The sequence below is a fragment of the Pseudoalteromonas sp. Z1A2 genome (assembly GCF_011378755.1).
Lineage (GTDB): Bacteria > Pseudomonadota > Gammaproteobacteria > Enterobacterales > Alteromonadaceae > Pseudoalteromonas > Pseudoalteromonas distincta.
Genome location: NZ_WTKX01000015.1, coordinates 71510 through 95357, shown reverse-complemented (window position 1 = coordinate 95357; position 23848 = coordinate 71510). Strand labels below are relative to the sequence as shown.

Genomic DNA, 23848 nt, shown 5'->3' with positions numbered 1-23848 from the left:
AGGGCTGCTTACTAAAAGCAGCCCTTTTTTATTAATTTTTGAACAGTTACAATTTTTTTCTAGCTTTTTTAACTCAAATTGCTATCTTAATTCGGTTAATAGCCAGTGTTTATATGCCATGTCAGTATTTATAAAGTCTTTTTATCATAAATTTTTCCCTGCTCGTCAGCTACTTATTCGTCAAAATGGCGAAGTTAAGCATGTTGTTTTAGCCTCTTGGTTTCAACTTCTTGTAGCGTTGCTTATTTTAGTCACTTTTACTTGGCTGAGTATTTCGAGCTTTCGTGTTTATACACAAACAAATAAAATCTCTGACATAAAACAAAATCAAATAACCGAGCAAACGCTGTGGCAACAAAAAGTCAGTGAGCAACAAGCCCTTCAAGCAACGCAGTTAGAGCAACTTGCAATTCTTGAGCAAAAGCAGGCGCTACTGCAAAGTATGATAGAATCCCTTCCTGCTTCAATTAGCAAAGATGTTATTAAGCTTGATACAGAACTTGATGTACCTATTAATGAAAATGGCAATGAATTTCATGAACCATTAGTCGATGAAAATCAAAAAGGTAAACAAGCACAGTTAATCGCTCCAATTACATTCGCAACAAGAGTGGCCAACTTAAATAATCATTATGAGCAAAGCTTTACCTATTTAGATAACCAAATTAGTGAACGTCACCAAGCCATTTTAGCTATGGTTAAAGGCGCAGGAATTGAGTCTGCGCTTGAGCAACACCTAATATTAAGCGCCCAGACAACTGCACAAGGTGGGCCACTTGATATATTTAACGAAACAAAAATTCCGAGCCACTTTTTAGCCATCGTTGATAAGCTATTAATATTAAATAATTTAGAAAACTTTTTAACTGAGCTACCAAATACCCTGCCTTTAGCTAAAGCTAAATACTATATTTCGAGTAATTTTGGCCTTAGAAAAGATCCCATGAATAGTAATCATGCCTTTCATAAAGGAATTGATTTAGCCGGTTGGCATAAAACCGAAATATTCGCTCCAGCAGACGCTGTAGTGCTTCGTGCCGGTCGTAATGGTGGTTATGGTAACTTTATTGAGCTTGAACATAAAAATGGCTTAGTGACTCGATTTGGACACTTAAATAAAATTAAAGTAAAGAAAGGTCAATCAATCACTAAACATGATGTAATCGGTTTAATGGGCAGCACCGGCCGAAGCACAGGCACGCATTTACACTACGAAGTATTACTTAATGGTAAACAAGTCAATCCTCTAAAAATAACAAAGGCGCTTTCTCGTGTTTGGTAGAAAAAAACAAAAAACAGTTAGCTCTAATTTAAAAAGAGTGAATCACACACCGTCTATTATTTCTGAAGACGTACGCCTTACAGGCACTTTAGTTAGCCAAGGTGAAGTACAGCTTGATGGCCGTATTGATGGTGACATAAAAGTGGAGCATTTAGTTATTGGCTCAGCGGGAGTTGTTGAAGGTATTGTTGAAGCTAAAAGCGTTATTGTTAAAGGTAAAGTTATTGGGTCAATTAATGCCAGTGAAGTAAAAGTACAAAGTGGCGCTCATGTTCATGGCGATGTATTTCACGATACATTGAGTATTGATGCAGGCGCAGTAATTGAAGGCAGTTTAAAGCAACGCTTTGAAAAAGAAGAGCCGGAACTAATTTCGAAAGAACTAAAACCCGCAAAAGAAGTTAAAGCATTATTGAAAGAAGATGGCAGCGACTTATCATTTGTAAATAAACAAGCCGCTGATAAAAGCTAAGTCAAATTAGCTTTACGTAAATTAATTTTTCTCAGTAATGTACATAGTAATATCTGCAGTGAAAACAAGCTCATTGCGGGTATTATACAGTTTAACCGGTACTACTAAGTCTTCTTTATCAATCCACTTGTGTGGTAAATCAATTTCAGCGACTGCTCGTACATCTGTATCTACTTTAGCCAAATACCTAACTGTCATCCCTTTTGGGATCCAACGATGCGTTTTAACTGGCACTGTTGCATCAACCATTACACCTGCACACAATTCAGCTAAGTTACACTGCGCAATTGCATGTATGGTACCAATGTGGTTATGAACACTTCGACGATTTTTAACCACCGCACTACAATGGCCCTCTCTCAAATCGAGTACGTAAGGTTTCATCGAACCAAAATATGGCGCTTTAAAGCAAACAGCTTTAGTAAAAAGCCAATTCCCAAAAGGTAGGCGCTTAAATTTATGCCATGTTTGTACAAGTGCAGATTTATTACTCATTATTATTTTCCATCAACAGTTACTTTATTAAAATTAACACATCAGACCAGTTTTAAAAAGTGCATTTATGCTGGCTTTTTAGCTTAATCCAATCAAAAAGTAAGAATGACGACCTATGCAGGGGTCATAAGCCCTTTCTTTTTTATGAGTGCCCACCTAAAATACTCGACAAAAGGAGACTCAATGCAAACACAGCCCGCTAAACCTAATATGACTTTGTTACTTATCTTAGCGTTACTCGTTATATTTTGCCCTATGGCAATCGATATTTACCTACCTGCTTTTCCAACTATTGCAGAACAATTTGCAGTTACTGAACAACAAGTACAGCAAACAGTTGCTATTTTTATGCTAACAGTAGGTCTAGGCCAATTAATTGCGGGCCCTTTGGCTGATAGATTTGGCCGAAAACCAGTGGCAGTAGTGGGCATTAGTTTGTATGCAAGCTCTGCATTACTCGCATACTACTCGCCTTCTTTTGAGATATTACTAATAGCACGTGCTTTTCAGGGGTTTGGAGCGTGTGCCACATTTGTTGTCGCATTTGCGATAGTGCGTGATAAATATGGTAGTGAACGAAGCGGACAAATGATTACCTACCTTAACGGGATTGTGTGCTTTATTCCGGCAATGGCACCTATTTTAGGGGCTTGGCTTACCGTACAGTTTGGCTGGCGTATGAACTTTATGTTTTTAACCGCGTTTGCTATTTTGGGCCTTATTGTTACCCTATTCTTTTTTAGAGAAACTCGTCCTGCTGATAGTCATTATCAGGGGCATATTTTAGATTTACGTCGCTTTACACCGATTATTAAAACACCGGTATTTTTGTTTAATAGCCTAATTTGTATGGTCTCAATGTCAGCCATATTAGTGTATGTAACGCTCGCACCAGGCTGGCTTATTACACATTTAGGGGGTACCGTAGCCGACTTTACTTTTTGGTTTACGTTAAATGCCGTAATAAGTATTGTCGCAAGTTTTATTTTACCTACCTACATTAAACGAAATAGCCAACGTGCTTTGCGTGTCGGTGTGAGTGTACTGGTTTTCTCAGGCATTTTAATGCTAGCCTTGAGTCATATAGAAACTGCATTTGCGCTTATGCTACCTATCTTAATTGCTGCATTAGGGTTTGCTTTAAGTTTAGGCTCTGCTGCAGGAATGTCTCTGTCTAGCTTTCCTAAACAAGCAGGCACAGCCTCTGCATTACTCGGTGCTATGCAAATGAGTGGCGCGAGTATACTTGTTGTTTTAACCCAATATTTAGGGCTAAGCACACCGTGGTTGATTGCTTTTCACTTATTATTGCTAGTTCCGCTTTGGCTTATTTTAATGAGCAAAAAAGCACATACTTTACACCCGGCTAAAAGTACTCAATGATCAATCCTGACTTTCTAGTCTCATTTTTATTAGCCAGTTTTTTAATGGCAGTAGCGCCTGGGCCATCAAATGCATTTTTGATGGCGCAAACATTTGCTAATGGTCGAAGTGCTGGTATGCAAAGTGCTTTTGGTTTTGCATTAGGTGGGGTTGTTCATACGCTATTTGCTGTTGTAGGCCTAAGCGCAGTACTGAAAGCTTCCCCTAGTGCCTATGCCGCAGTGCAATATGCAGGCGCAGCATACTTATGCTATTTAGGGTTTATGATGATTAAAGGCACGCTAAAGCAGCCAGAGCCGACATCTGATGACAAGCAAACCGATAAACCGCATATAAGTACCAGTAAAAAAAGTAATGTCATGTTTCAGGCCATGATGACTGAAGTATTAAACCCTAAAGTAGCATTATTCTTTATTGCATTTATTCCACAATTTGTAGATCCAACGCTTTCATCGGCTACTTTTCAGCTCGCATTTTTTGGCTTACTTTACCCTCTTTTTGCTTTTCCGATTGACTGCACGTATATTTATTTTGGCGACAAAATTGCACAGTTTTTTAGACGTAACCCAAATAGCCAACTTTGGATTGATAGGATCACTGGCATTGTATTTATTGCCCTTGCTATCAATCTATTATTTTAACTAACCTGCACTTTGGTTAAGAGATTTATTCTTCCGAGTTTAGGTTCATCAATAAAAAGAATTAGCATGGAACAAAAAACACAATCTCTTCCCGCACAAAAAAATATTGCTTTAGTGGCACACGATGGTAAAAAAGCAGCACTAAAATTATGGTGTGAAAAGCACAAAGAAATACTAAGTAAGCACACTTTATATGGCACAGGTACTACGGGGCATTTAATTCAAAAAACTACGGGGCTTGATGTAGTTCAGCTTTTAAGTGGTCCTATGGGCGGCGATCAACAACTTGGCGCTAAAATAGCAGAACATGAGATACATGTTTTAATATTTTTTTGGGACCCATTAGCATCACAGCCTCATGACCCTGATGTTAAAGCGCTGCTGCGTTTAGCAGCTGTTTGGAATATTCCGGTGGCGTGTAATGAAGTGAGTGCAGATATGTTATTAAGCTCACCGCTTATGGACGTAGAGCTTGAACGCACATTGCCAGATTACGAAAAATACCTCGCAACCCGACAAATAGATCTTTAAACCTCAATTGTAATCTAGGTTACTTATAAAGCATGCTGGCCCATTTAGTCAGGCCAGCGGTTACACTACCAAAGTGATCCCCGTTAACCATCTTTATATCGCCTAAGTGCTCACTTAAAGCCGCTTTAATCAATGGTGACTGCGCACTACCGCCTGTTAAGTAAATAATGTCTGGCGTGGTCGCAGCGTCGCTGATTGCTTGTTTTGCTAAAGTAACTATTTGGCTAATACTACTCTCAACGGCAACAGCTAAATCTCTTACAGATACATTTTTATTCAGCCCACTATCTAAAAAACTTAAATCACAATCAAACACACTAGCAGACGAAAGTGCTATTTTAGCCGCTTCACCTTGTTGCACTAACTGATGGCCTTGCTTGTTTTGCTGTAAATGTATTAAACGTTTATAAAGCTCAGGTGCACTTACATCACGTAATTGTGCGTTTAGCTCTCGGGTATGGCTTTCACTATAAAATTGGCTTTGTAAGTTTACATCGTTAATTTTACACGCTTGCCAAAACGCTTGATTAGGCAAAGGCAAACCCGATTTAAACGTACTACCTAAACCCAATAACGGCATTAAACCATGAAAGCTCAAAGCAATATCTAAATCGTTTCCGCCAACACGTTTACCACTGTGAGATAAAAAATCGCTATCGCGCTGGCTATTTCCTCTAAAGCTTGGGCCCATTTGTACAAATGAGCAGTCACTTGTACCACCACCAATATCAATAACGAGTACTTTTTGATCCTGAGTTAAATCACTCTCGTAATCGATACCCGCAGCAAGTGGCTCATATAAAAACTCTACGTCTTTAAAACCAGCACGTTTAGCAGCACGCTCTAAAATACCGACCGCTTGTTGATTTGATTGCTCACCACCCACAGCTTGAAAGTTTACTGGGCGACCAATCACTGTTTGTGTAAGTGTTTTACCTAAAGAGAGCTCAGCACGTTGCTTAATTTTTAAGATCATCGCGGTTGCGATATCTTCAAAAAAGTTAATTTGACCTTGCTTTAAACCTGTTGCACCAAAAAATGATTTAGGAGACTTAACAAAATAGCCTTCTTCAGGAAACTGCACGTACTCGCTAATCGCTTCACGACCAATAAATAGGGTTTCATCTGAAGGTTGTAAATCAAGGTCTGACTTAATACGAGGTAAGGTATTTAATAATGCTTGGCGCTGCGTTAAAAAGTCATGCTCATGGGCTGTGCCATGTAAATGCTTAGCAACAAAATCAACAACCAACGCGCTGTGATGAGTGTAAAGTGTAGACGGTAAGTAATGTTTTCCTTGCTCTAGCGGTACTAATTGAACATTACCCTCGCTCATTACACCCATAGCACAATTAGAACTACCGTAATCAAAACCTACAAACATACTTCACCACACATTACCAAAAAGGCCGCGCAATTTAGCACACTTTGTAAAATTTATAAATGTTATAAACTATCTCTGACCCGTAAAAAACTGGCAAAACGCGGTAACCCATTTTTTGTTAAGCCATGAAATCGGTACGTTACAGTACTACCAATCTCCGGTGGGATGGAGCGCTGTGCATCATTAAACCCAGTACCAATAGAAAATACCTGCCCCTGCGCTGTTTTTACCCTTAATGCCCCTAACATACCTTGATATTTACCTTTGCCTGGTAAGTGCGCAATTACAACCGCTTCTGCATCTAAATAAGGTTTTAATTTTAGTAATGCATTACTTCTTCCATTGCTGTGCTTAGCGCTGGCCAAATGAAGCATTACTCCCTCGCCGCCCTGCTTAGTTATGTTCTCAAAATACTCTGTAAGTTGCTCATTATTTGTAAAGCTATATTGAACTACAGCACTAATGTGCGGCGAGTTTAGGCTAGTAATAAGCTCATTATAGTTTTTATAACGAGTGCTAAAAGGCAGATTTTTATCTGGCATATCAAATACTTTATAAGTAATAGTTTGCCAATCATGATTATTAGGTTTTTTAGTTCTGACTATGCCACTAAGCGCAGAAAAGTGCTCACGTTTAGTCCACAGCTCACCATCAAGCCATACATTTGGCAATGGCACTGTAAACCAACTTGGCGCATTGATAATATTACCCTTACGAGTGACAAACTGCGTGCCGGTCCAGATAGCTCTTACGCCATCATATTTTTCACTGACTAAATATTTACTTACATCATAATGCTTAGTTTCGTCATATACTTTAGCCAGTAAAACAGACGGTTGTGCTGCACTTATGCATTGCGTAAAAAGTACAATAACAATTAAAAGCAGGTGTTTAATAGTAAACATTGGCGCATCCAAGCACGTAAAAGTTGGCTTAAACTATAGTTGAGATTGCGCCCATTGCCAAAACTCATCTAAGTTGCTCATTTGATAGGTAGCTTGGCTAAAGTCGTGATCTTTAGTATGGCTATTGGCAATGGCTACAACACGTAACAAAGCATTATTAGCAGCTGTTACCCCTGTGTAAGTATCCTCAACAGCAATTGCATTGCCAGGTTGTATATTTATCTGCTCAAGTGCCAGTAAATACGGATCCCCTGCAGGTTTAGGATTAGTTACATCATCTTTTGTAACCACCGTATCAAACAGCTCATAAAACCCTAAGCCTTTCAGTATTGGCATAGCTTCACTTTTAGCACTGCCTGTTACTAGCGCCATTTTTAAGCCACTCGCTTTTACAGCTTTCAATGTTTGCTCTGTAAATGGCATCAGTGGCGGTAAATGTGTTACTACATATTCACCAAATAAACGGTATTTTTCATCTGCTAAAAACTGTGCACTTACCGATAAGTTATGCTCTTGCTTAATTTCAATTGCGGCTTCTAAAGTGGGCCGTCCCGAAAAGCGCTGACAAAAATCATTTTCTAAATAACTAACACCGTAGGGTTTAAGTAATTTACTCCAGCATACAAAGTGCATGCTTTCTGAATCAACTAATGTGCCATCCATATCAAATAATATTGCTTTTAAAGTCATCCTCATTCCTTATTTAACTTGTGCTAAATTTTGACAATAAAAAAGGCGCCTTAAGCACCTTTTATATAAATACAGTTATTGCGTTAAGCCTGCTGGCGGCTCACCCGTTGCTTCCTCACCCGTTTCAACATCAACAAGCTCGTAGCCACGCGTTTTACGTACAACTTTAAGTACTGGTTTATCAAATGCAGTTTTTAAACGCTCAGAGTCATCTTTCAACTCATCTAAGGTTGTTCCAAAAGGGGCTGCGCCAGTTTCTGACCAGTTAGTTACTTTACCATTTAGGTTATATTCTACTTCATGTATTTGATATTGCGCTGCTTCGTCTTTCGTTGCTTCACAAAAAATTACACGGTAATTCCAAAATCCAGCCATCTTTTTATCTCTTTAAATTAATTAACGCTACTTTACCAGCTTTATAAAAACATAAAAGCCTGCACAAGGCAGGCTTTTAAAAATTAATATAATTTAAGGTTATCTCTAGAAGAAGTTAACTTTAAATTCAGCACCAACATAACGCTCTTCGTTAACAATACCTGTATTGTTATTGAAATCTACAGCGCCAATAACTTGTTGCTCGTCAAATAAGTTACGAACAAACGCAGCAACTTCGTATTCGTAATCGCCTTCAGACCATGTGTAACCTGTACGAAGACCTGTTTCAATAAGCTCTTTACCTTCAAACTCTACTGATTCGTAAAGGAACATATTGATTTTACTACGATAAGAAATATCACCGCTTGCGAAGAAATTACCATCGGCAAGTTCTTTAGTGTAGCGAAGCGTAAAGTTAGAGATCCACTCAGGAGCATGCGGTAAGCTATTACCATCAAGTACAGCAAGACCAGAACCATTAATTGGGTCAGTTACAGTACATTGAGCACAAACAGCGACAGCTAAATCGTTATCTTTAATTTCTGTTTTATTGTAGCTTAAGTTAAACGTTGCATTAAACTCATCGCTTAATACCCACTGCGTATCTAACTCAAAACCATAGCCAGTCGTTTTATCAGCATTAACTAAACGGTTAAAGTTAGCACCACCGCCTACAGCAGTAAGCTGTTGGTCGTCCATCGTGTAGTAAAATACAGTTGCATTTACACGGCCTTGGCCGTCTAGCACGTCTGATTTAATACCTGTCTCGTACGATGTTACCGTTTCTGACTCAGCTGTTGTAACGTCATCACCAAATAAAATACGACCTTGTAAACTAGGTGCGCGGAAGCTGTTTGCTACACGGCCGTACCAGTTAACATCATCGTTTACTTTATAGTTTGCAGATAAATCCCAGCTAACATGGTCGTCACTAACATCACGCTCTACAAGTAATGCACCGCCACCAATTGGGCTAAGTGTACGATCAGCTACAAAATCTTTATCATCATCAGAATAACGAAGGCCCGCTGTTACTTTTAAATCATCTGAAAAAGTATAATCTACAGAACCAAATACAGCCCATGCAGTTGTGTCTTGTTGTTGGCGAACATAACCATTTAAAGCACCAGCATTAGGTGTTGAGAATGTATCGTAGCTGAAGTTTTCAATCGTTAGCTCTTCATCAAAGTAAAATACACCTACTTGATAATTTAAGTCACCATCAAAGTTACTAGATAAACGTAGCTCTTGCGTCAACTGGTCGTGATCTGGAATGCCATCAGCACTTTCTGAAGAGAAAGGGATAAAACCGGGTCCCATGAAATCTGGAATATAAGAAGCACCATAACCGCCGTCGATGTCAGCGCGAGAATAAATTTCAGCACTTTCCCATGCAGAAATAGAAGTGATTGTGTGGTTTTTAAGTTCCCACTCAAGCTTTAAGCTTGCACCTTCCGATTCTACTTGTTGAGTAGAGCGAGATGCCGCATCTTGATAAACAACATCATTTTCGTAGTTATCTACTAGCTCATTAGTACCCGCTTTAATTACATTTGCACGAAAGGCAATTGGTGAGCCATCTAAGTCACGTGTGTGATAGTTTAATAAAGCAGTAAAATCATCGCCTTCATATAAAAACTGAACGCGTGCCGCTTTTTCAGTGTAACCACCTTGCTCATCTTTAGCTTCAAAGCCTGGAGCTTGGTTATCAATGTAATCGTCTTTGTCTTGCCATAATAATGAAACACGAGCAGATAAACGGTCAGTTAAAGCACCACCTACAGCACCACTTGTATCTACAGCACCACGGCTACCGTATGAAACAGAGCCATAACCATCAAATTCTTGGCTTGGTTTAACAGTATCAAACTTAACAAGGCCAGCTGGCGTGTTACGGCCAAATAGCGTTCCTTGAGGACCACGTAATACTTCTACGCGTTCAACATCAAATACTGGGAAACCTTTTAAAATTGCATTTTCTTGAACTACTTCATCAACAACAAGTGATACTGGTTGTGATGCATTCAAATCGAAATCGGTATTACCTAAACCACGAACGTAAAAGCGTGGGAATGAACGACCAAATGAAGACTCAATAGATAAACTTGGAATTTTCGCATTTAAAAAGCGAATATCCATACCTGCAGAGCTATATGCATCAAGGTTATCACCTTGTAATGCAGATACTGCTACAGGTACTTCTTGTGCATTTTCTACGCGTTTACGGGCGGTAACTTGAATAACTTCTAGTTGATTGCTTTTTTTAGCCGTTTCTTCTTCAGCGGCGAATGCTGAAATAGATGTGCCAGCAGCAGATAGTAGTGCAGCGTTAATAATTGTCGCTATTGCAGATTTCTTTAATGATTTCATGTCGGGTATTAACCTTTAGTATGCACTCTTGTTCAACGGTTTTTTGTGTTGCGCAATGTATTCATTGCGGGCTCGTACAATTTTTCGCGACTTGCTATATGGCGCGCGGACCTCATCACCGAGAGTACAAAACGGAGTAACAAGGCTGAACGAACAATTAAGATTATACCATTGTGTAATAATTTTACTGCATAAATATGAACATAAATGGAAACTTTTTTGCAACATTTAACTACAAGATTGCGTGTTTTTATCAATATTTAGATGCAAAAACCTAATAATGAGGACATATGTCCTTTATTGAAGTTCGCGAAGTAAAGTAGGAAAAATAGATTGCTTTACATATTAACCCAAAATAGAAACGTTGTGGTTACTCATAAAAAAGTCACCCGCAAGCGACTTTTTTTATTAGAACTACGACCTTTTAAAAGCAATTTCACCATCTATATGAATATCGCGCTGTGGAAACGCAATCACTACATCATGCTCTTCAAATACAGCATAAATACTAAAACGAATATCACTGCGCACTTTTCTAAGCATGGTTTCAGACTCGGCGCATACCCAAAAAATAGCATTAAATACAAGCGAGCTATCTGCAAAGTCATCAAATAACACTGATGACTTTGGATTAACCAATATTGCATCATGATCATCAAGCACTTGCTGGATAAGCTTTTTAACCAGTATAACGTCTGAACCATACGCAACGCCGACACTGACCGATGAGCGTGCATTGCCATCTATCAGCGTCCAGTTTGTTACTGTATTTTCGAGCAATTGAGAATTAGGTATAAGCATATGTACGCCGTCATTTCGGCGAATACGTGTAGAACGCGTATTAATAGTTTCAACTACGCCCTTTGCGTTACCTACCTCTAAAAAGTCACCAATGCGAATTGGACGTTCCCACATCAATATCCAACCGCTGATAAAGTTATTAATAATGTTTTGTGCACCAAAACCTACACCAATAGCAATCGCACCGGATACAAAAGCAAATGCCGTAAGCGGGATGCTGAGCACTTCAAGCGATGTAAAAATTAAAATTGCGATACTTAAAATAAAGTAAATACGAGTAAACAAATGCACTGCATCTTGGCTTATTTTTTTAGCGAGTAATGTTTTTTTAATAAGCTTGCCAATACGTGTGACTACAAACCACATAGCAAACAATATAAGTGGCACTTGAATTACTTTTGCTACCGTAATATTCACATCGTTATAAGTGAATATTACAAAGGCTAAGTATTGATTAATTTGTTCGAGGGTCATAAGTGTTCCCAATATCTTTTTTGATTGTTATTTGTTCACTAAAAATAAGTGTGGTTCAGTTTTCGCTAAGCTTAGCACGTCATAATATAACTAAAACGCCAAGTTAATAAGTTCAATATGAATTTTATAAACAATTTATTAACTCTTTATTGCACCGAGTGCTATATAAATAGTGTACAAGCACTGGAGATCACATATGACACAACTTACTCTAAATCAAAGACTCGCTACTTTGCAGCCGCAGGTAGATTTAAAATTGTTTGAAAGCAGCCTAGATTACCGAAATAAAGTTTTGTGCTTGCTGGCCGAACAAGAGCAAACTCTAGCAACTATTAATAAAGAGTTTGGGCAGCAATCTAATAGCTTTGGCTCAGAGAAAAAATTTGTTTTAGGTTATAACTAACCCCCTCTCAAGCACACAATCGTATAATTAAGTAGCTTTAACGTTTGATTTTAGAGCTACTTTTACCCACCTTAATACTAATTATTAGCTAATTTGCGTTCAAATCCCCCTTAATACCGATAAACTTTATTGTATAAACCCACAAATTTGATAAGTTAACTAGGTTTTTCGACTCGCAAAGCCTATTTCGGCTAATCTTTTTATGGAGTTATTATGCGTAAAACCCTGATCGCCACTACTATTGCTAGTGCCCTAATCCTATCGGCTTGTTCTTCTAACGAACCTCAAGACATGGCAAAAGAGAGCGCAGCACAAGTGCAAGACATGAACGCAAACAATGTTTTATTCAAACCCAGCCCATTACAATACATGGCACCTGAGTTTGATAAGTTTGGTACAAAAGACTACGAAGCCGGCTTTGATGCTGGTATTGCTCAGCATACTGCGCAAATACAAGCTATTGCTAACAACCCAGCTCCTGCAACTTTTAAAAATACATTAGTTGAAATGGAAATGTCTGGCGAGCTACTAAACCGTGTATCAGCTGCTTTTTATAACCTTTCAGGTTTGATTTCTGATGACGAATACCAACGTATAAGTAAAAAAATGGCGCCGGTATTATCTGCTCACTCTGACGACATTTACTTAAATGGTGCATTATTCAAGCGCGTACAAACTATTTACGACAACAAAGACTCGCTTAATGCTGAAGATCAACGCCTTGTGGATTTTTACTATAAGCAATTTGTAAAAGCAGGCGCTAAATTAAATGACGCTGAAAAAGCAAAAATGCGTGAAATCAACTCACAACTTGCAGAGCTTTCTACTGCGTTTTCTCAAAACATTTTAAAATCGTTTAAAGAAGATGTCATTGTAGTTACCGATAAATCTAAACTTGCTGGCCTTTCTGAAGGTGAAATTGCAGGTCTTGCGGCCGCTGCTAAAAAAGCAGGTAAAGACGGCTACATGATCACGCTGGTAAATACGACCCAACAGCCAATTTTATCAAGCCTTGAAAACCGCGACCTACGTGAGCAAATATTTAAAGCCTCTGCTAACCGTGCAGCAAAAACTAACGGCCCAATTATTATTGAAGAAACAAACCTACGCGCTCAAAAAGCAGAGCTACTAGGGTTTAAAGATTGGGCATCGTATGTAATGACTTCGCGTATGGCACAAACAACTGACAACGTGTACGGCATTTTAGATGACCTAGCACCAAAAGCAGTTGAAAAAGCTAAAATTGAAGCAGCTGCTATTCAAAAAGTAATTAACGATTCAGGTGAAAGCTTTGAGCTTAAACCATGGGATTGGGCTTTTTACGCAGAAAAAGTACGTGCTGAAAAGTACGACTTAGATCCTGCCCTTGTTAAGCCTTACTTTGAAATGGATTCTGTAATTCACGATGGTTTATTCTTTGCAATGAACAAGCTATACGGTATTACATTTAAAGAGCGTAAAGACTTACCGGTTTATCATGAAGATGTTACAGCCTACGAAGTATTCAACGCTGACGGCAGCGCCATCGGTTTATTTTACCTAGACCCATACGCACGTGAAGGTAAGCGTGGCGGTGCATGGATGAGCGCTTACGTAAGTCAAAGCGGCTTAAAAGGCACTAAACCTGTAATTTACAATGCCCAAAACATTCCAAAACCTGCTGCAGGCGAGCCAACGTTAATGACGTTTGACGAAGTGTCAACTATGTTCCATGAGTTTGGTCATGCGGCGCACGGTTTATTCTCTGACGTTAAATACCCAAGCTTAGCAGGTACTGCTACAGCGCGTGACTTTGTTGAGTTTCCGTCGCAAGCGAATGAAGATTGGATGATTGAACCTACGGTACTTGCTAACTACGCCAAACACTACAAAACAGGTGAGCCAATTCCACAAGCTTTACTTGATAAAGTACTTGCATCGCAAAAATTCAACCAAGGTTTTGGTACCACTGAATATTTAGCAGCTGCTTTACTTGATATGGAATGGCACTCGTTTGGCTCAGATAAAAAAATTACTGATGTTCAAAAGTTTGAAAGCGATGCGCTAAAAGCACACGGTATTGATTACTACCCTGTACCACCGCGTTATAAATCAAACTACTTTAGCCATACATTTGCCGGTGGTTACTCTGCGGGTTACTACGCATACCTTTGGACTGAAGTATTTGCAGCCGATGCCTTTGCACACATGGAAAACAACGGCGGCTTAACACGTAAAAATGGTGATAAGTTCCGTAAAGAAATCCTATCTAAAGGTAACAGCCGCGACTTAATGCAAAGCTACATTGAGTTTAGAGGTCAAAAACCAACTACCGACGCATTACTTAAGCGCCGTGGTTTAGTTGAGTAAATAACTTAATTTATTAAGCTCACTTTTATAAAAGCCCGCTTGCGGGCTTTTATTGTTTATACCCTCACATATAACAGATAAACTTAGCTCAATATTTATTAAAAGATGATGGTTATGCAGTACTTATTTGCAGTCACTTTGCTTTGGGCGTTTTCGTTTAGTTTAATTGGTGTGTATTTAGCAGGCCAAGTTGACGCTTGGTTTAGCGTATTAATACGCATAGCACTGGCAACACTGATTTTTTTACCTTTTTTAAAGCTCAAACAAACGCCTAAACCTTTAGCCTTAAAGCTTATGCTGATTGGCGCTATACAACTTGGTGTTATGTATAGCTTTTACTACCACTCATTTTTATTTTTAACCGTTCCCGAAGTGCTGCTATTTACTGTAATGACTCCTTTGTACATTACCCTGCTAAATGATGTATTGAACAGACGCTTTAACCCACGCTTTTTTATAGTCGCACTTATTGCTGTAATCGGTGCAATTACTATTCGTTACGAAAACCTAAATAGCGATTTCATAATCGGCTTATTAATCGTTCAAGGGGCGAATATAAGTTTTGCTGTAGGCCAAGTTACCTACAAACGATTAATGAATAACAATCAGCTTGATGATAAAGCCGTATTTGGATGGTTTTTTATAGGCGCACTTATTATTGCCACAATTTGCTATGCATTATTTGGTAACTCAAACAAATTACCAACCACTTTCACACAGTGGGGCATACTAATTTATTTAGGGTTGGTTGCATCAGGACTTGGTTACTTTATGTGGAATAAAGGCGCAACCCTTGTCAACGTAGGTGCTTTGGCAGTTATGAATAACTTGCTTATTCCAGCTGGGATTATAATTAACGTGCTGATCTGGAACAGAGATGCCGATATAGTTCGGTTAAGTATTGGGGCTGCTATAATGTTAGGTGCATTATTGGTCAATCAAATGCTTAATAAAAAAGTAAATTAATAAGCTTGTAGCAAAATTGTCATTAATAATCATTAAGGTAGTACAAATTTTACTTTTTAAGGATAAACAATGAAACGTATTACCTTACTTACAAGCTGTATATTGTTAGCCACACTTGCAGGCTGCGACGATGATGTAGAAATAGTAGAAAAAGAAGTGGTTGTTACCAACACCGAAGTGGAAATTGTTGAAGTACCTACGCCCATTGTTGTAGAGGTTGCTGAAGGAGTAAATATTCAGCTAGGGACTCGCCCTGACTATTTAATTAACGATATGGCGCAAAGCACACTAAAAACAAAATTAGAGTCATGCAGCGAAGGTCCTTTTTACCGCACCGATTTTTCTATTGGTCATCGCGGTGCATCAATGCAATACCCCGAACACACTAAAGAAGCCTACATTGCGGCAGCGAGAATGGGCGCTGGCATTGTTGAATGCGATGTTACATTTACAAACGACAAAGAGCTTGTTTGTCGCCACTCTCAATGCGATTTACATACCACAACTAATATTTTAGCTATTCCTGAACTTGCAGCTAAATGCAGTGTGCCATTTACACCAGCCGACCCTGCTAATGGTATTGCCGCATCAGCTAAATGTTGTACCAGCGATATAAGCTTAGCGGAGTTTTTAACCCTTGAAGGTAAAATGGATGGTGCAAACACTAATGCAACGACCGTTGCCGATTACATGGATGGCACACCAAGTTGGCGCACTGATTTATATGCCACCAACGGCACATTGATGACCCATAAACAAAGCATTGCACTGTTTAATGAGCTAGGTGTAAAAATGACACCAGAGCTAAAATCGCCACAAGTAAGTATGCCATTTGATGGAATGACGCAAGAACAATATGCGCAAAAAATGCTAGACGAGTACACGAAAATGGGTGTGCCAGCCTCAAAAGTTTATCCGCAATCATTTAACCTTGAAGACGTAAAATACTGGATTAACAATAACCCTGACTTTGCAGATAAAAGCGTTTACCTAGATGGACGTGACAGTGAAGCCGGATTTGATCCAAGTAACCCACAAACATGGCAACCGGGTATGGATGAGTTAGTGGCTGATGGGGTGAAGATTTTAGCTCCTCCAATTTGGATGATGCTAACAATAGATAACGAAAGTAATATTGTGCCATCGCAATACGCTATTGACGCAAAAGCAGCTGGTTTAAAGCTTATTGCATGGAGCCTTGAGCGCTCGGGCCCGCTTAATGAAGGTGGAGGTTATTACTATCAATCAATTGCTGATGTTATAGATAACGATGGCGACATGATGACAGTAGTCGACGTACTCGCAAAGGACGTGGGGGTAATGGGTATTTTTTCAGATTGGCCTGCCACGGTAAGTTACTACGCCAGTTGTAATAAAATGCCTGCAAGTATTTAATACCAATCTGCTTATATATGGGGTCTATTTAACGTTAAGAAAATTACGCTAGGGCCTGTTTATCTTTCGAGGTTAAATTTGCATCAGACTGTTTGGTATTTAGGCAAGGCAGAGCCTATGTAGTGTGGTTATTCCCCATAAATAGGCGATAACGTAGCATAAATGCCAAACAGGCGCTGCCCAAAGGGTTCTGCCTAGGGGCTATTTACTCTTTGTTACTCGGTTTTTACTTAGCCCACTAGGTTACAAACCTCGCGCCGCGATTAAATGCCCCCTAGATTGAACAAATTTTAATCCTGAAAGGTCAATAGGCCCTAGAACTAGGCAAAAATTTTTTATCTAGTTGTTCTAAATAAAAAATTTTTAACGACGTTGTAGTGAAATTTAATTCGTTAAATTGATCAAAGATTTATGCAGGTTGGTATAAATACTCAACGACAAAAGTCGTATATTTTATCGCGCTCAGTTACCATATCAGCATATATAATTTTATTTTACTGAGCGCTTTTTATGATAATCCAACAACATAATGCTGACTTGCCAACACCGACAGGTTTAATGCGAACAACTGTATATCGCCCTCAAGCGCAAGGACAGTTCCCTGCTATCATTTTTTATTCTGAAATATTTCAGCAAACTGCCCCCATCGCACGCAGCGCAGCTATTTTAGCAAGCCATGGCTTTGTAGTGTTAGTGCCTGAAGTGTTTCATGAGTTAAACCCTATAGGCACTGTGCTTGCTTATGATGATACAGGTAAAGACAAAGGCAATGCCGACAAGTGGGCAAAGCCACTTGAGCACCACGACAGTGACACACAAACTATGATCGACTTCATTAGATTACAAAGCTATTGCACAGGCTCCGTCGGCGCAATGGGCGTATGTATTGGCGGTCACTTAGCTTACAGAGCGGCACTAAATCCTGAAATTAATGCGGCTTTTTGTTTATACGCAACTGATATTCACAGCAATACATTACCTGCGCAACCTGGAAATAACTCATTCGAGCGTATGGCTGATATACAAGGCGAAATTCACTTTATATGGGGCAAACAAGACCCGCATGTGCCAAAAGAAGGCCGCGCTAAAATATACCAGCAATGCGTAAGCACAGGCATCAATTACCAGTGGCAGGAAGTTAACGCACAGCATGCCTTTATGCGTGATGAAGGTGAGCGATACGATGCAGCCCTTGCGATAAATATGTATCAACAAGCGGTGGCATTATTTAGCCGAACTTTATAAATGCTGTAAAAACTACTCATTAAGTACTTTTCAGCATACCTAAAGCGGTATGCTGTTTTACAAAGTATGCTTTTAAGTAATCAATAAACAATCGTAGCTTTTTAGAGCCCGCAGCCCCTGGCGGAAATACCCCGTAAAGCTCAATATCTTTGCTTTTATAATCATCTAATATTATTTCAAGCAGTCCAGCTTGCACTTTTGGCCACGCATCGTAAAGCGGAATACGCCCAATGCCATGCCCTGCTTCAACAAAAGCAGTACGAGCAGCGGCATTATTGGTGCTTAAGGCGCCTTGCATTGTAATATCGTGTTTTTTGCCATCTTTTTGAAGTGTTAATGTTTTACTGCCCAATTGATAAACGACCCATTGGTGCTCTGCTAGCTCTAAAGGCGTTTTAGGTTTACCAAAATGTGCAAAGTATTCCGGCGCGCCACAAATACAAGTGCTCATTGTAGTCAGCTTGGTTGCCTGCAAGTTGGAGTCACTCAGTGCCACGCCCCTAATTGCAAAATCAAACCCATTTTTAATAATATCAACCACATCGTCAGTAAGCTGTAAGTCTATTTGAATTTTAGGGTATTGGCGCTTAAACGTATTTATTGCAGGCACAATTAACTGCATTCCCACATTTACTGGGCAACTAATTTTAAGTAAACCTTGTGGCTCGCTCTTTATATTTTCTATTTGCTGATTAGCCGCATTAGCTTGTTCGGTAATTATTCTACAACGCTCATAATAAGCAATGCCTGCTTCAGTGAGCGCCATGGTACGGGTTGAGCGATTTAGTAAAGTAACTTCAAGCTGCGTTTCTAATTTTTTTAAATGATAACTTGCAACTGCTCGCGTAAGCCCTAGCTGTTTGGCAGCAGCGGTTAAGCTGCCCTGCTCTACAATTTGTGCAAATACAACCATGCTCTTTAACTGCTCAAACGACACTTTCATAAATGCTCCGTAGTGTATTTTAAATTCAACCTTTTTATTGTATCAATTATTAAACCAATAAAGTTAAATTTATCATCGTTGTTTAAAGCAGTGTTAGTGCATATAGTAATTGGTAAGCAAGATAAACTAATTCAAATCATCAGAAGGAATATATTCAATGTCTAAAAAAGTACTTATGGTTCTTACATCTCACGCAGAACTTGGTAACACTGGCGAAAAAACAGGTTTTTGGGTAGAAGAATTTGCAGCCCCTTATTACGCATTTGTTGATGCAGGCGTTGAAGTAACATTAGCGTCTCCAGCTGGCGGCCAACCACCCATTGATCCGACAAGTACACTTGCCGATTTTCAAACAGATGCAACAAAACGTTACGACGCCGATAGCGCGGCGCAAACATTAATGGCAAACACTAAAGTGTTGAGTGAAGTAAAATCTAGCGATTTTGACGCTGTATTTTACCCAGGCGGCCACGGCCCATTATGGGACTTGGTTGACAACACAGATTCAATCTCTCTTATCGAAAGCTTTGTAAAAGAGCAAAAACCTGTTGCTGCGGTATGTCATGCAAGTGCTGCATTTTTAAATGTTAAAGATGCCGATGGCAATGCACTAGTAGCGGGTAAAAAAGTAACTGGTTTTACTAACTCTGAAGAAGCTGCAGTGCAACTTACCGATATCGTGCCATTTTTAGTTGAAGACGAGCTAATTAAAAAAGGTGGCGATTATCAAAAAACTGACGACTGGGGTGTATTAGCACTAGAAGACGGTTTAGTAATTACCGGCCAAAACCCAGCAAGCTCTGAACTAGCTGCAAAAAAACTATTAACTAAATTAGGTTAATAGTGAGTAATAATTAAAATTAAGCACAGCATTTTATGCTGTGCTTTTTTAATTGCTTTTCATTAGCAAATACAATTCCTATACTGGCAACTCTTAAAGTCAATTAGGGCGATTATATGGCAACCAAGCCAACCACACTGTCATTACTAACTAGTACCCGTTTCGCAATATTTAGTATTGTTGTTATTTGCTTCGTACTACAAGTGATCAATAGTCTACCTGGCATAAATCTTAATGGTTTAGGCATATATCCACGCAGTATCCAAGGATTAATTGGCATACTATGCGCACCTTTTTTACATGGTAGCTGGTGGCACTTTGCCAGTAATATGATCCCATTTGTAGTATTAAGTTGGCTAATTTGCCAGTACAGCGTAAAACGTTTTTATAACGTATTTATTTTTACCGCTCTAGTCGGTGGGCTCTTAGTTTGGGCATTTGGGCGCAGTAACATACATGTTGGTTTAAGCGGTGTTATATATGGTTTATGGGGCTTTATTCTATGCTACGGCTTAGTAAGACGCTCATTAAAATCAATTATAATTGCAGTTGTAGTGGCTATACTTTATAGCGGTTTTATATGGGGTGTTTTACCTCAGCGCTATCATGTATCGTTTGAAAGCCATTTATTTGGAGCGCTAAGCGGGTTGTTTTTAGGTTATAGATTAGCAAAAGCCGATAAATTAAAAGGTCGGTAAATTAAATATTTAGGGCCTTTAATTAATTTTTTATGGCCACATTTATGAGTAAGTATTAAACATTTCCATTTAACATTGAGGTTATTTATGAGTGATCAAAACGAATACACGCCACCAAAAGTATGGACGTGGGAAAGTGAAAGTGGCGGTAAATTTGCCAGCATTAACCGCCCAATTGCAGGCGCGACTCATGACAAAACTCTACCTATTGGCGAGCACGCATTTCAGCTTTATTCTCTTGCTACGCCAAATGGCCAAAAAGCTACAATCATGTTTGAAGAGCTTTTACAGCTTGGTTGCACCGATGCAGACTATGACGCATATTTAATAAACATAGGTGATGGCGATCAGTTTGGATCTGACTTTGTTGATATTAATCCAAACTCAAAAATCCCAGCGCTAATGGATCATTCAACTACCCCACCTACTCGCGTTTTTGAATCGGGTTCTATTTTACAATATTTGGCTGAAAAATTTGATGTACTCATCCCTAAGGATTTAAAAGCTAAAACGCAGTGTCGTAACTGGCTATTTTGGCAAATGGGATCAGCGCCATACTTAGGTGGTGGGTTTGGTCACTTTTATAGTTACGCACCAAGTAAAATGCAATACCCTATTGATCGTTTTACCATGGAAACTAAACGCCAACTTGACGTGTTAAATCGTCATTTAAGCGAAAATGAATACATGGCGGGTGATGAATACTCAATTGCCGATATTGCAATTTGGCCTTGGTATGGCTCGCTTGTTTTAGGCGACTTATATGATGCAGCTGAATTTTTAGATGTTGCCTCATACACTCATGTTGTTCGTTGGGCAAAACAAGTTGCTGATCGCCCTGCTGTAAAGCGCGGCCGCCGCGTAAATCGCACATGGGGCCCTGAAGAAGATCAAATGGCAGAGCGCCATAACGATAGTGATTTCGAAGGTTAAATCTACTAAACAGCAAGTAAAGTCGTTAACACTTTAACCTGCTTAATAATTTTAAGGCTCATAATGATTATTTATTATGAGCCTTTTTACTGTGCTAGCTTTTTTTTTTGCTTTCATAAACTATATTTATTCTTATACTCAGGATTAGAGCCTAACTAATCGATGTTTAATACGCTTTTGTTCATCTGAAATATTTGCTGTATTTCTTGAACGTTTCTCCATCGCTAGTTGGAGTGACTTTTGTATAAGGTTTTACTTAGTGCCATATAAAAATCTAAATAGTGAAGAACGCAGAGAAACCGTTAAAATTTTATACTCTAATGCCATCTCTGGCATTGCCATTTCGATTGTAGTCAGTTTTATATTAGTGTTTGCTTTTGATTTAAATAACCAGAAAATATCCTACGAAAAAAGTATCTGGCTAAGCATTATGGTTGTCTTATTAGCAGCTCGCGCTATTGATGTAATGTGGTTTTATAAAACCAAAAAGGATAGCCCGTTATTTAATGCTGACACATACTCAAAAAGATTTTCAACCGGGTGTATTTTAACTGCGCTATCGTGGTGTGGGTATGCACTTTGGTTTCATAGCACCTCATCAGCAATAGAGACGACGACCACGATTGCTATTTTATCTGCCTTCGCAGGAGGCTCTGCAAATCTGCTTTCAGGAAGCCGAGTAACCGCTGTACTCTATAGCATTATTTTATTGGCGCCCTACTCTTTTTTATTAACCTTTTCTAACGAAAACTACAACTCTGTCCTCGGTATTTTAGGCCTAGCATTTACTGCTATTATGGTGGCTTCATCGTACAAATCAGCCACATTTACACACAGCGCAATCAAGCTCAAAAACCAAAACAGAGAGCTGCTTAATGAAATGGAAAACAAGGTAGAGCAACGCACTGAAGAAATTTACCACCTGTCTAATACCGATCCACTTACAAATCTATTAAACCGAACCGCATTTTTAAAAAATGCAAACAGACAACTAGCAGACAACCCTCAAGAACCCTTTGCTTTATTATTCGTAGATTTAGATGGATTTAAACAAATAAATGATTCGTTGGGTCATAAAGTAGGCGATAAAGTATTAAAAGAAATAGCACGAAGAATTAGTAATGTATGCAATCAACAGCTTTTTAAATGCCGATGGGGCGGGGATGAGTTTTTAATTTTAGCAACGTATCAAAAACAAGCTGAGCTTATCGAGTTTGCAGATAAAGTACTTCAAAGCATTGGTGCCGAGCATGAAACATATAAATATCAAAAATGGGTATCTGCAACTATTGGTATTGCCATGTATCCTGAGCACGGGAGTGATTTTAATACTTTAATTCGCTCTGCTGATACTGCAATGTATCACCAAAAACGCATCGCGAAAGGCAATATGAATATTTATAACGATTCACTCAAATTAATACAAGAAAGAGAGTATCTTTTGAGTCAACGCCTAGCCAGTGCCATAGAAGAAAATAGTTTAAGGCTAGTATTTCAACCAATTGTTGATAGCAAAACCTCAAAAGTAACCTCTTTTGAATCATTATTACGCTGGCAACTAGATGGTGAAAATATTTTCCCTGATGAATTTATAGCTATTGCCGAGCAATACGGTTTAATAACCGAGTTAGGTATTTGGGTAATAGAACAGGCATGTATACAAGCAACAAAATTAAGTCACTTACAACCACAAATTGCTATAAGCGTAAACGTATCGGTTATTCAGCTACAAGATCCTGATTTTGTATCTAAGGTATTAAAAATAGTAAATCGCCACCAGGTAGAACCTAAAAACCTACACATAGAAATTACTGAGTCAGTATTTGCCGAGGATAAACTCACATTTTTGACAGCCGTTAAAGCACTACAAAAACAAGGCTTTTGTATTTCAATTGATGATTTTGGTACAGGCTACTCATCACTATCAAGCATGCTTGATATTGGTGTAGATATAGTAAAAATAGACAGAAGCTTTATTCAAAATATGGATAAAAGAGGGTTAAGTATTATTCATGCAATTGTACAAATGGCCTCTACTTTAGATTTTACTGTTGTTGCAGAAGGCGTTGAAACTATTGAGCAAGCAAACACACTCACTAAAATTGGTGTATCTCACCTACAAGGTTATTACTTTTCAAAACCGATGGAAGTAGGTTTTGTAGATGCTTATTTAAATGAGCAAAATAAGCAATGTAGTTAATAGCAAACACCTCTAAAAGCGCTTAGCTACCATATGAGTTATGCGCTACCTTTCTTATTAGGGCCTGTTTAT

22 protein-coding genes are annotated in these 23848 nt (G+C 38.9%); 14 read left to right on the top strand and 8 right to left on the bottom strand.

Annotated features, from left to right (window positions below; genetic code table 11):
• Nucleotides 1-118: 118 nt before the first annotated feature.
• A complete protein-coding gene (locus tag GQR47_RS11930) occupies nucleotides 119-1282 on the top strand; it encodes a M23 family metallopeptidase (protein WP_039487126.1) in 1164 nt (387 codons plus the stop codon).
• A complete protein-coding gene (locus tag GQR47_RS11925; protein ID WP_002958196.1) occupies nucleotides 1272-1754 on the top strand; it encodes a polymer-forming cytoskeletal protein in 483 nt (160 codons plus the stop codon). The genes GQR47_RS11930 and GQR47_RS11925 overlap by 11 nt, the downstream gene beginning before the upstream one ends.
• A gap of 21 nt (nucleotides 1755-1775) precedes the next feature.
• Here GQR47_RS11925 and GQR47_RS11920 read toward each other — a convergent pair whose 3' ends face one another.
• Nucleotides 1776-2249, bottom strand: coding sequence for a hotdog fold domain-containing protein (locus GQR47_RS11920; RefSeq protein WP_024595671.1), 474 nt, complete (start codon nucleotides 2247-2249; stop codon nucleotides 1776-1778).
• Between the two features lie 183 nt (nucleotides 2250-2432).
• On the opposite strand from GQR47_RS11920, the gene GQR47_RS11915 reads away from it, so the two are divergent.
• The 3 genes from GQR47_RS11915 (at nucleotide 2433) to GQR47_RS11905 (ending at nucleotide 4804) form a co-directional block, all read left to right on the top strand.
• A complete protein-coding gene (locus GQR47_RS11915; protein WP_002958193.1) occupies nucleotides 2433-3632 on the top strand; it encodes a multidrug effflux MFS transporter in 1200 nt (399 codons plus the stop codon).
• On the top strand, nucleotides 3629-4273 hold the full coding sequence (locus tag GQR47_RS11910; protein ID WP_024595670.1) for a LysE family translocator: 645 nt from the start codon (nucleotides 3629-3631) through the stop codon (nucleotides 4271-4273). The genes GQR47_RS11915 and GQR47_RS11910 overlap by 4 nt, the downstream gene beginning before the upstream one ends.
• A gap of 66 nt (nucleotides 4274-4339) precedes the next feature.
• Nucleotides 4340-4804 (top strand): methylglyoxal synthase, encoded by a 465-nt coding sequence (locus GQR47_RS11905; protein ID WP_002958191.1) that lies wholly within the window; start codon nucleotides 4340-4342, stop codon nucleotides 4802-4804.
• A gap of 19 nt (nucleotides 4805-4823) precedes the next feature.
• Here the strand turns inward: GQR47_RS11905 and yegD are convergent, their stop codons facing one another.
• The 6 genes from yegD to GQR47_RS11875 form a co-directional block, all read right to left on the bottom strand.
• On the bottom strand, nucleotides 4824-6188 hold the full coding sequence (gene yegD, locus GQR47_RS11900) for a molecular chaperone (RefSeq protein WP_024595669.1): 1365 nt from the start codon (nucleotides 6186-6188) through the stop codon (nucleotides 4824-4826).
• A 62-nt stretch (nucleotides 6189-6250) separates the two neighbouring features.
• Nucleotides 6251-7093, bottom strand: a complete 843-nt coding sequence (locus GQR47_RS11895) for a DNA ligase (RefSeq protein ID WP_024595668.1) — start codon at nucleotides 7091-7093, stop codon at nucleotides 6251-6253.
• A gap of 33 nt (nucleotides 7094-7126) precedes the next feature.
• Entirely contained in the window at nucleotides 7127-7783 is a 657-nt protein-coding gene (locus GQR47_RS11890; RefSeq protein ID WP_024595667.1) for an HAD family phosphatase, read from the bottom strand.
• A 75-nt stretch (nucleotides 7784-7858) separates the two neighbouring features.
• Nucleotides 7859-8158, bottom strand: a complete 300-nt coding sequence (locus GQR47_RS11885; RefSeq protein WP_002958185.1) for a hypothetical protein — start codon at nucleotides 8156-8158, stop codon at nucleotides 7859-7861.
• Between the two features lie 105 nt (nucleotides 8159-8263).
• Nucleotides 8264-10528, bottom strand: coding sequence for a TonB-dependent receptor (locus GQR47_RS11880; protein ID WP_024595666.1), 2265 nt, complete (start codon nucleotides 10526-10528; stop codon nucleotides 8264-8266).
• A gap of 414 nt (nucleotides 10529-10942) precedes the next feature.
• Nucleotides 10943-11803, bottom strand: coding sequence for a mechanosensitive ion channel domain-containing protein (locus GQR47_RS11875; RefSeq protein ID WP_002958183.1), 861 nt, complete (start codon nucleotides 11801-11803; stop codon nucleotides 10943-10945).
• Between the two features lie 196 nt (nucleotides 11804-11999).
• Between GQR47_RS11875 and GQR47_RS11870 the strand changes: the two genes are divergently transcribed.
• The 5 genes from GQR47_RS11870 (at nucleotide 12000) to GQR47_RS11850 (ending at nucleotide 18161) form a co-directional block, all read left to right on the top strand.
• Nucleotides 12000-12206: a hypothetical protein gene (locus GQR47_RS11870; protein ID WP_002958182.1), complete on the top strand. Its 207-nt coding sequence runs from the start codon at nucleotides 12000-12002 to the stop codon at nucleotides 12204-12206.
• A gap of 213 nt (nucleotides 12207-12419) precedes the next feature.
• Nucleotides 12420-14555: a M3 family metallopeptidase gene (locus GQR47_RS11865; protein WP_024598247.1), complete on the top strand. Its 2136-nt coding sequence runs from the start codon at nucleotides 12420-12422 to the stop codon at nucleotides 14553-14555.
• 114 nt (nucleotides 14556-14669) lie between these two features.
• The gene (locus GQR47_RS11860; protein ID WP_024597044.1) at nucleotides 14670-15521 is read left to right on the top strand and encodes a carboxylate/amino acid/amine transporter; all 852 of its coding nucleotides are present in this window, start codon (nucleotides 14670-14672) and stop codon (nucleotides 15519-15521) included.
• Nucleotides 15522-15590: 69 nt separating this feature from the next.
• The gene (locus tag GQR47_RS11855) at nucleotides 15591-16916 is read left to right on the top strand and encodes a glycerophosphodiester phosphodiesterase family protein (protein WP_024597043.1); all 1326 of its coding nucleotides are present in this window, start codon (nucleotides 15591-15593) and stop codon (nucleotides 16914-16916) included.
• Between the two features lie 510 nt (nucleotides 16917-17426).
• Nucleotides 17427-18161, top strand: a complete 735-nt coding sequence (locus GQR47_RS11850; protein WP_024597042.1) for a dienelactone hydrolase family protein — start codon at nucleotides 17427-17429, stop codon at nucleotides 18159-18161.
• A gap of 19 nt (nucleotides 18162-18180) precedes the next feature.
• Here the strand turns inward: GQR47_RS11850 and GQR47_RS11845 are convergent, their stop codons facing one another.
• On the bottom strand, nucleotides 18181-19104 hold the full coding sequence (locus GQR47_RS11845) for a LysR family transcriptional regulator (protein ID WP_024597041.1): 924 nt from the start codon (nucleotides 19102-19104) through the stop codon (nucleotides 18181-18183).
• A 157-nt stretch (nucleotides 19105-19261) separates the two neighbouring features.
• Between GQR47_RS11845 and GQR47_RS11840 the strand changes: the two genes are divergently transcribed.
• From GQR47_RS11840 to GQR47_RS11825, 4 genes are all read left to right on the top strand, one after another.
• Entirely contained in the window at nucleotides 19262-19945 is a 684-nt protein-coding gene (locus tag GQR47_RS11840) for a type 1 glutamine amidotransferase domain-containing protein (protein ID WP_024597040.1), read from the top strand.
• 116 nt (nucleotides 19946-20061) lie between these two features.
• On the top strand, nucleotides 20062-20643 hold the full coding sequence (locus GQR47_RS11835; RefSeq protein WP_010555361.1) for a rhomboid family intramembrane serine protease: 582 nt from the start codon (nucleotides 20062-20064) through the stop codon (nucleotides 20641-20643).
• Between the two features lie 87 nt (nucleotides 20644-20730).
• The gene (gene yghU / locus GQR47_RS11830; protein ID WP_024597039.1) at nucleotides 20731-21576 is read left to right on the top strand and encodes a glutathione-dependent disulfide-bond oxidoreductase; all 846 of its coding nucleotides are present in this window, start codon (nucleotides 20731-20733) and stop codon (nucleotides 21574-21576) included.
• 259 nt (nucleotides 21577-21835) lie between these two features.
• Complete coding sequence (locus GQR47_RS11825; protein ID WP_024597038.1) at nucleotides 21836-23776, top strand: EAL domain-containing protein; 1941 nt, start codon at nucleotides 21836-21838, stop codon at nucleotides 23774-23776.
• The last annotated feature ends 72 nt before the right edge of the window (nucleotides 23777-23848 follow it).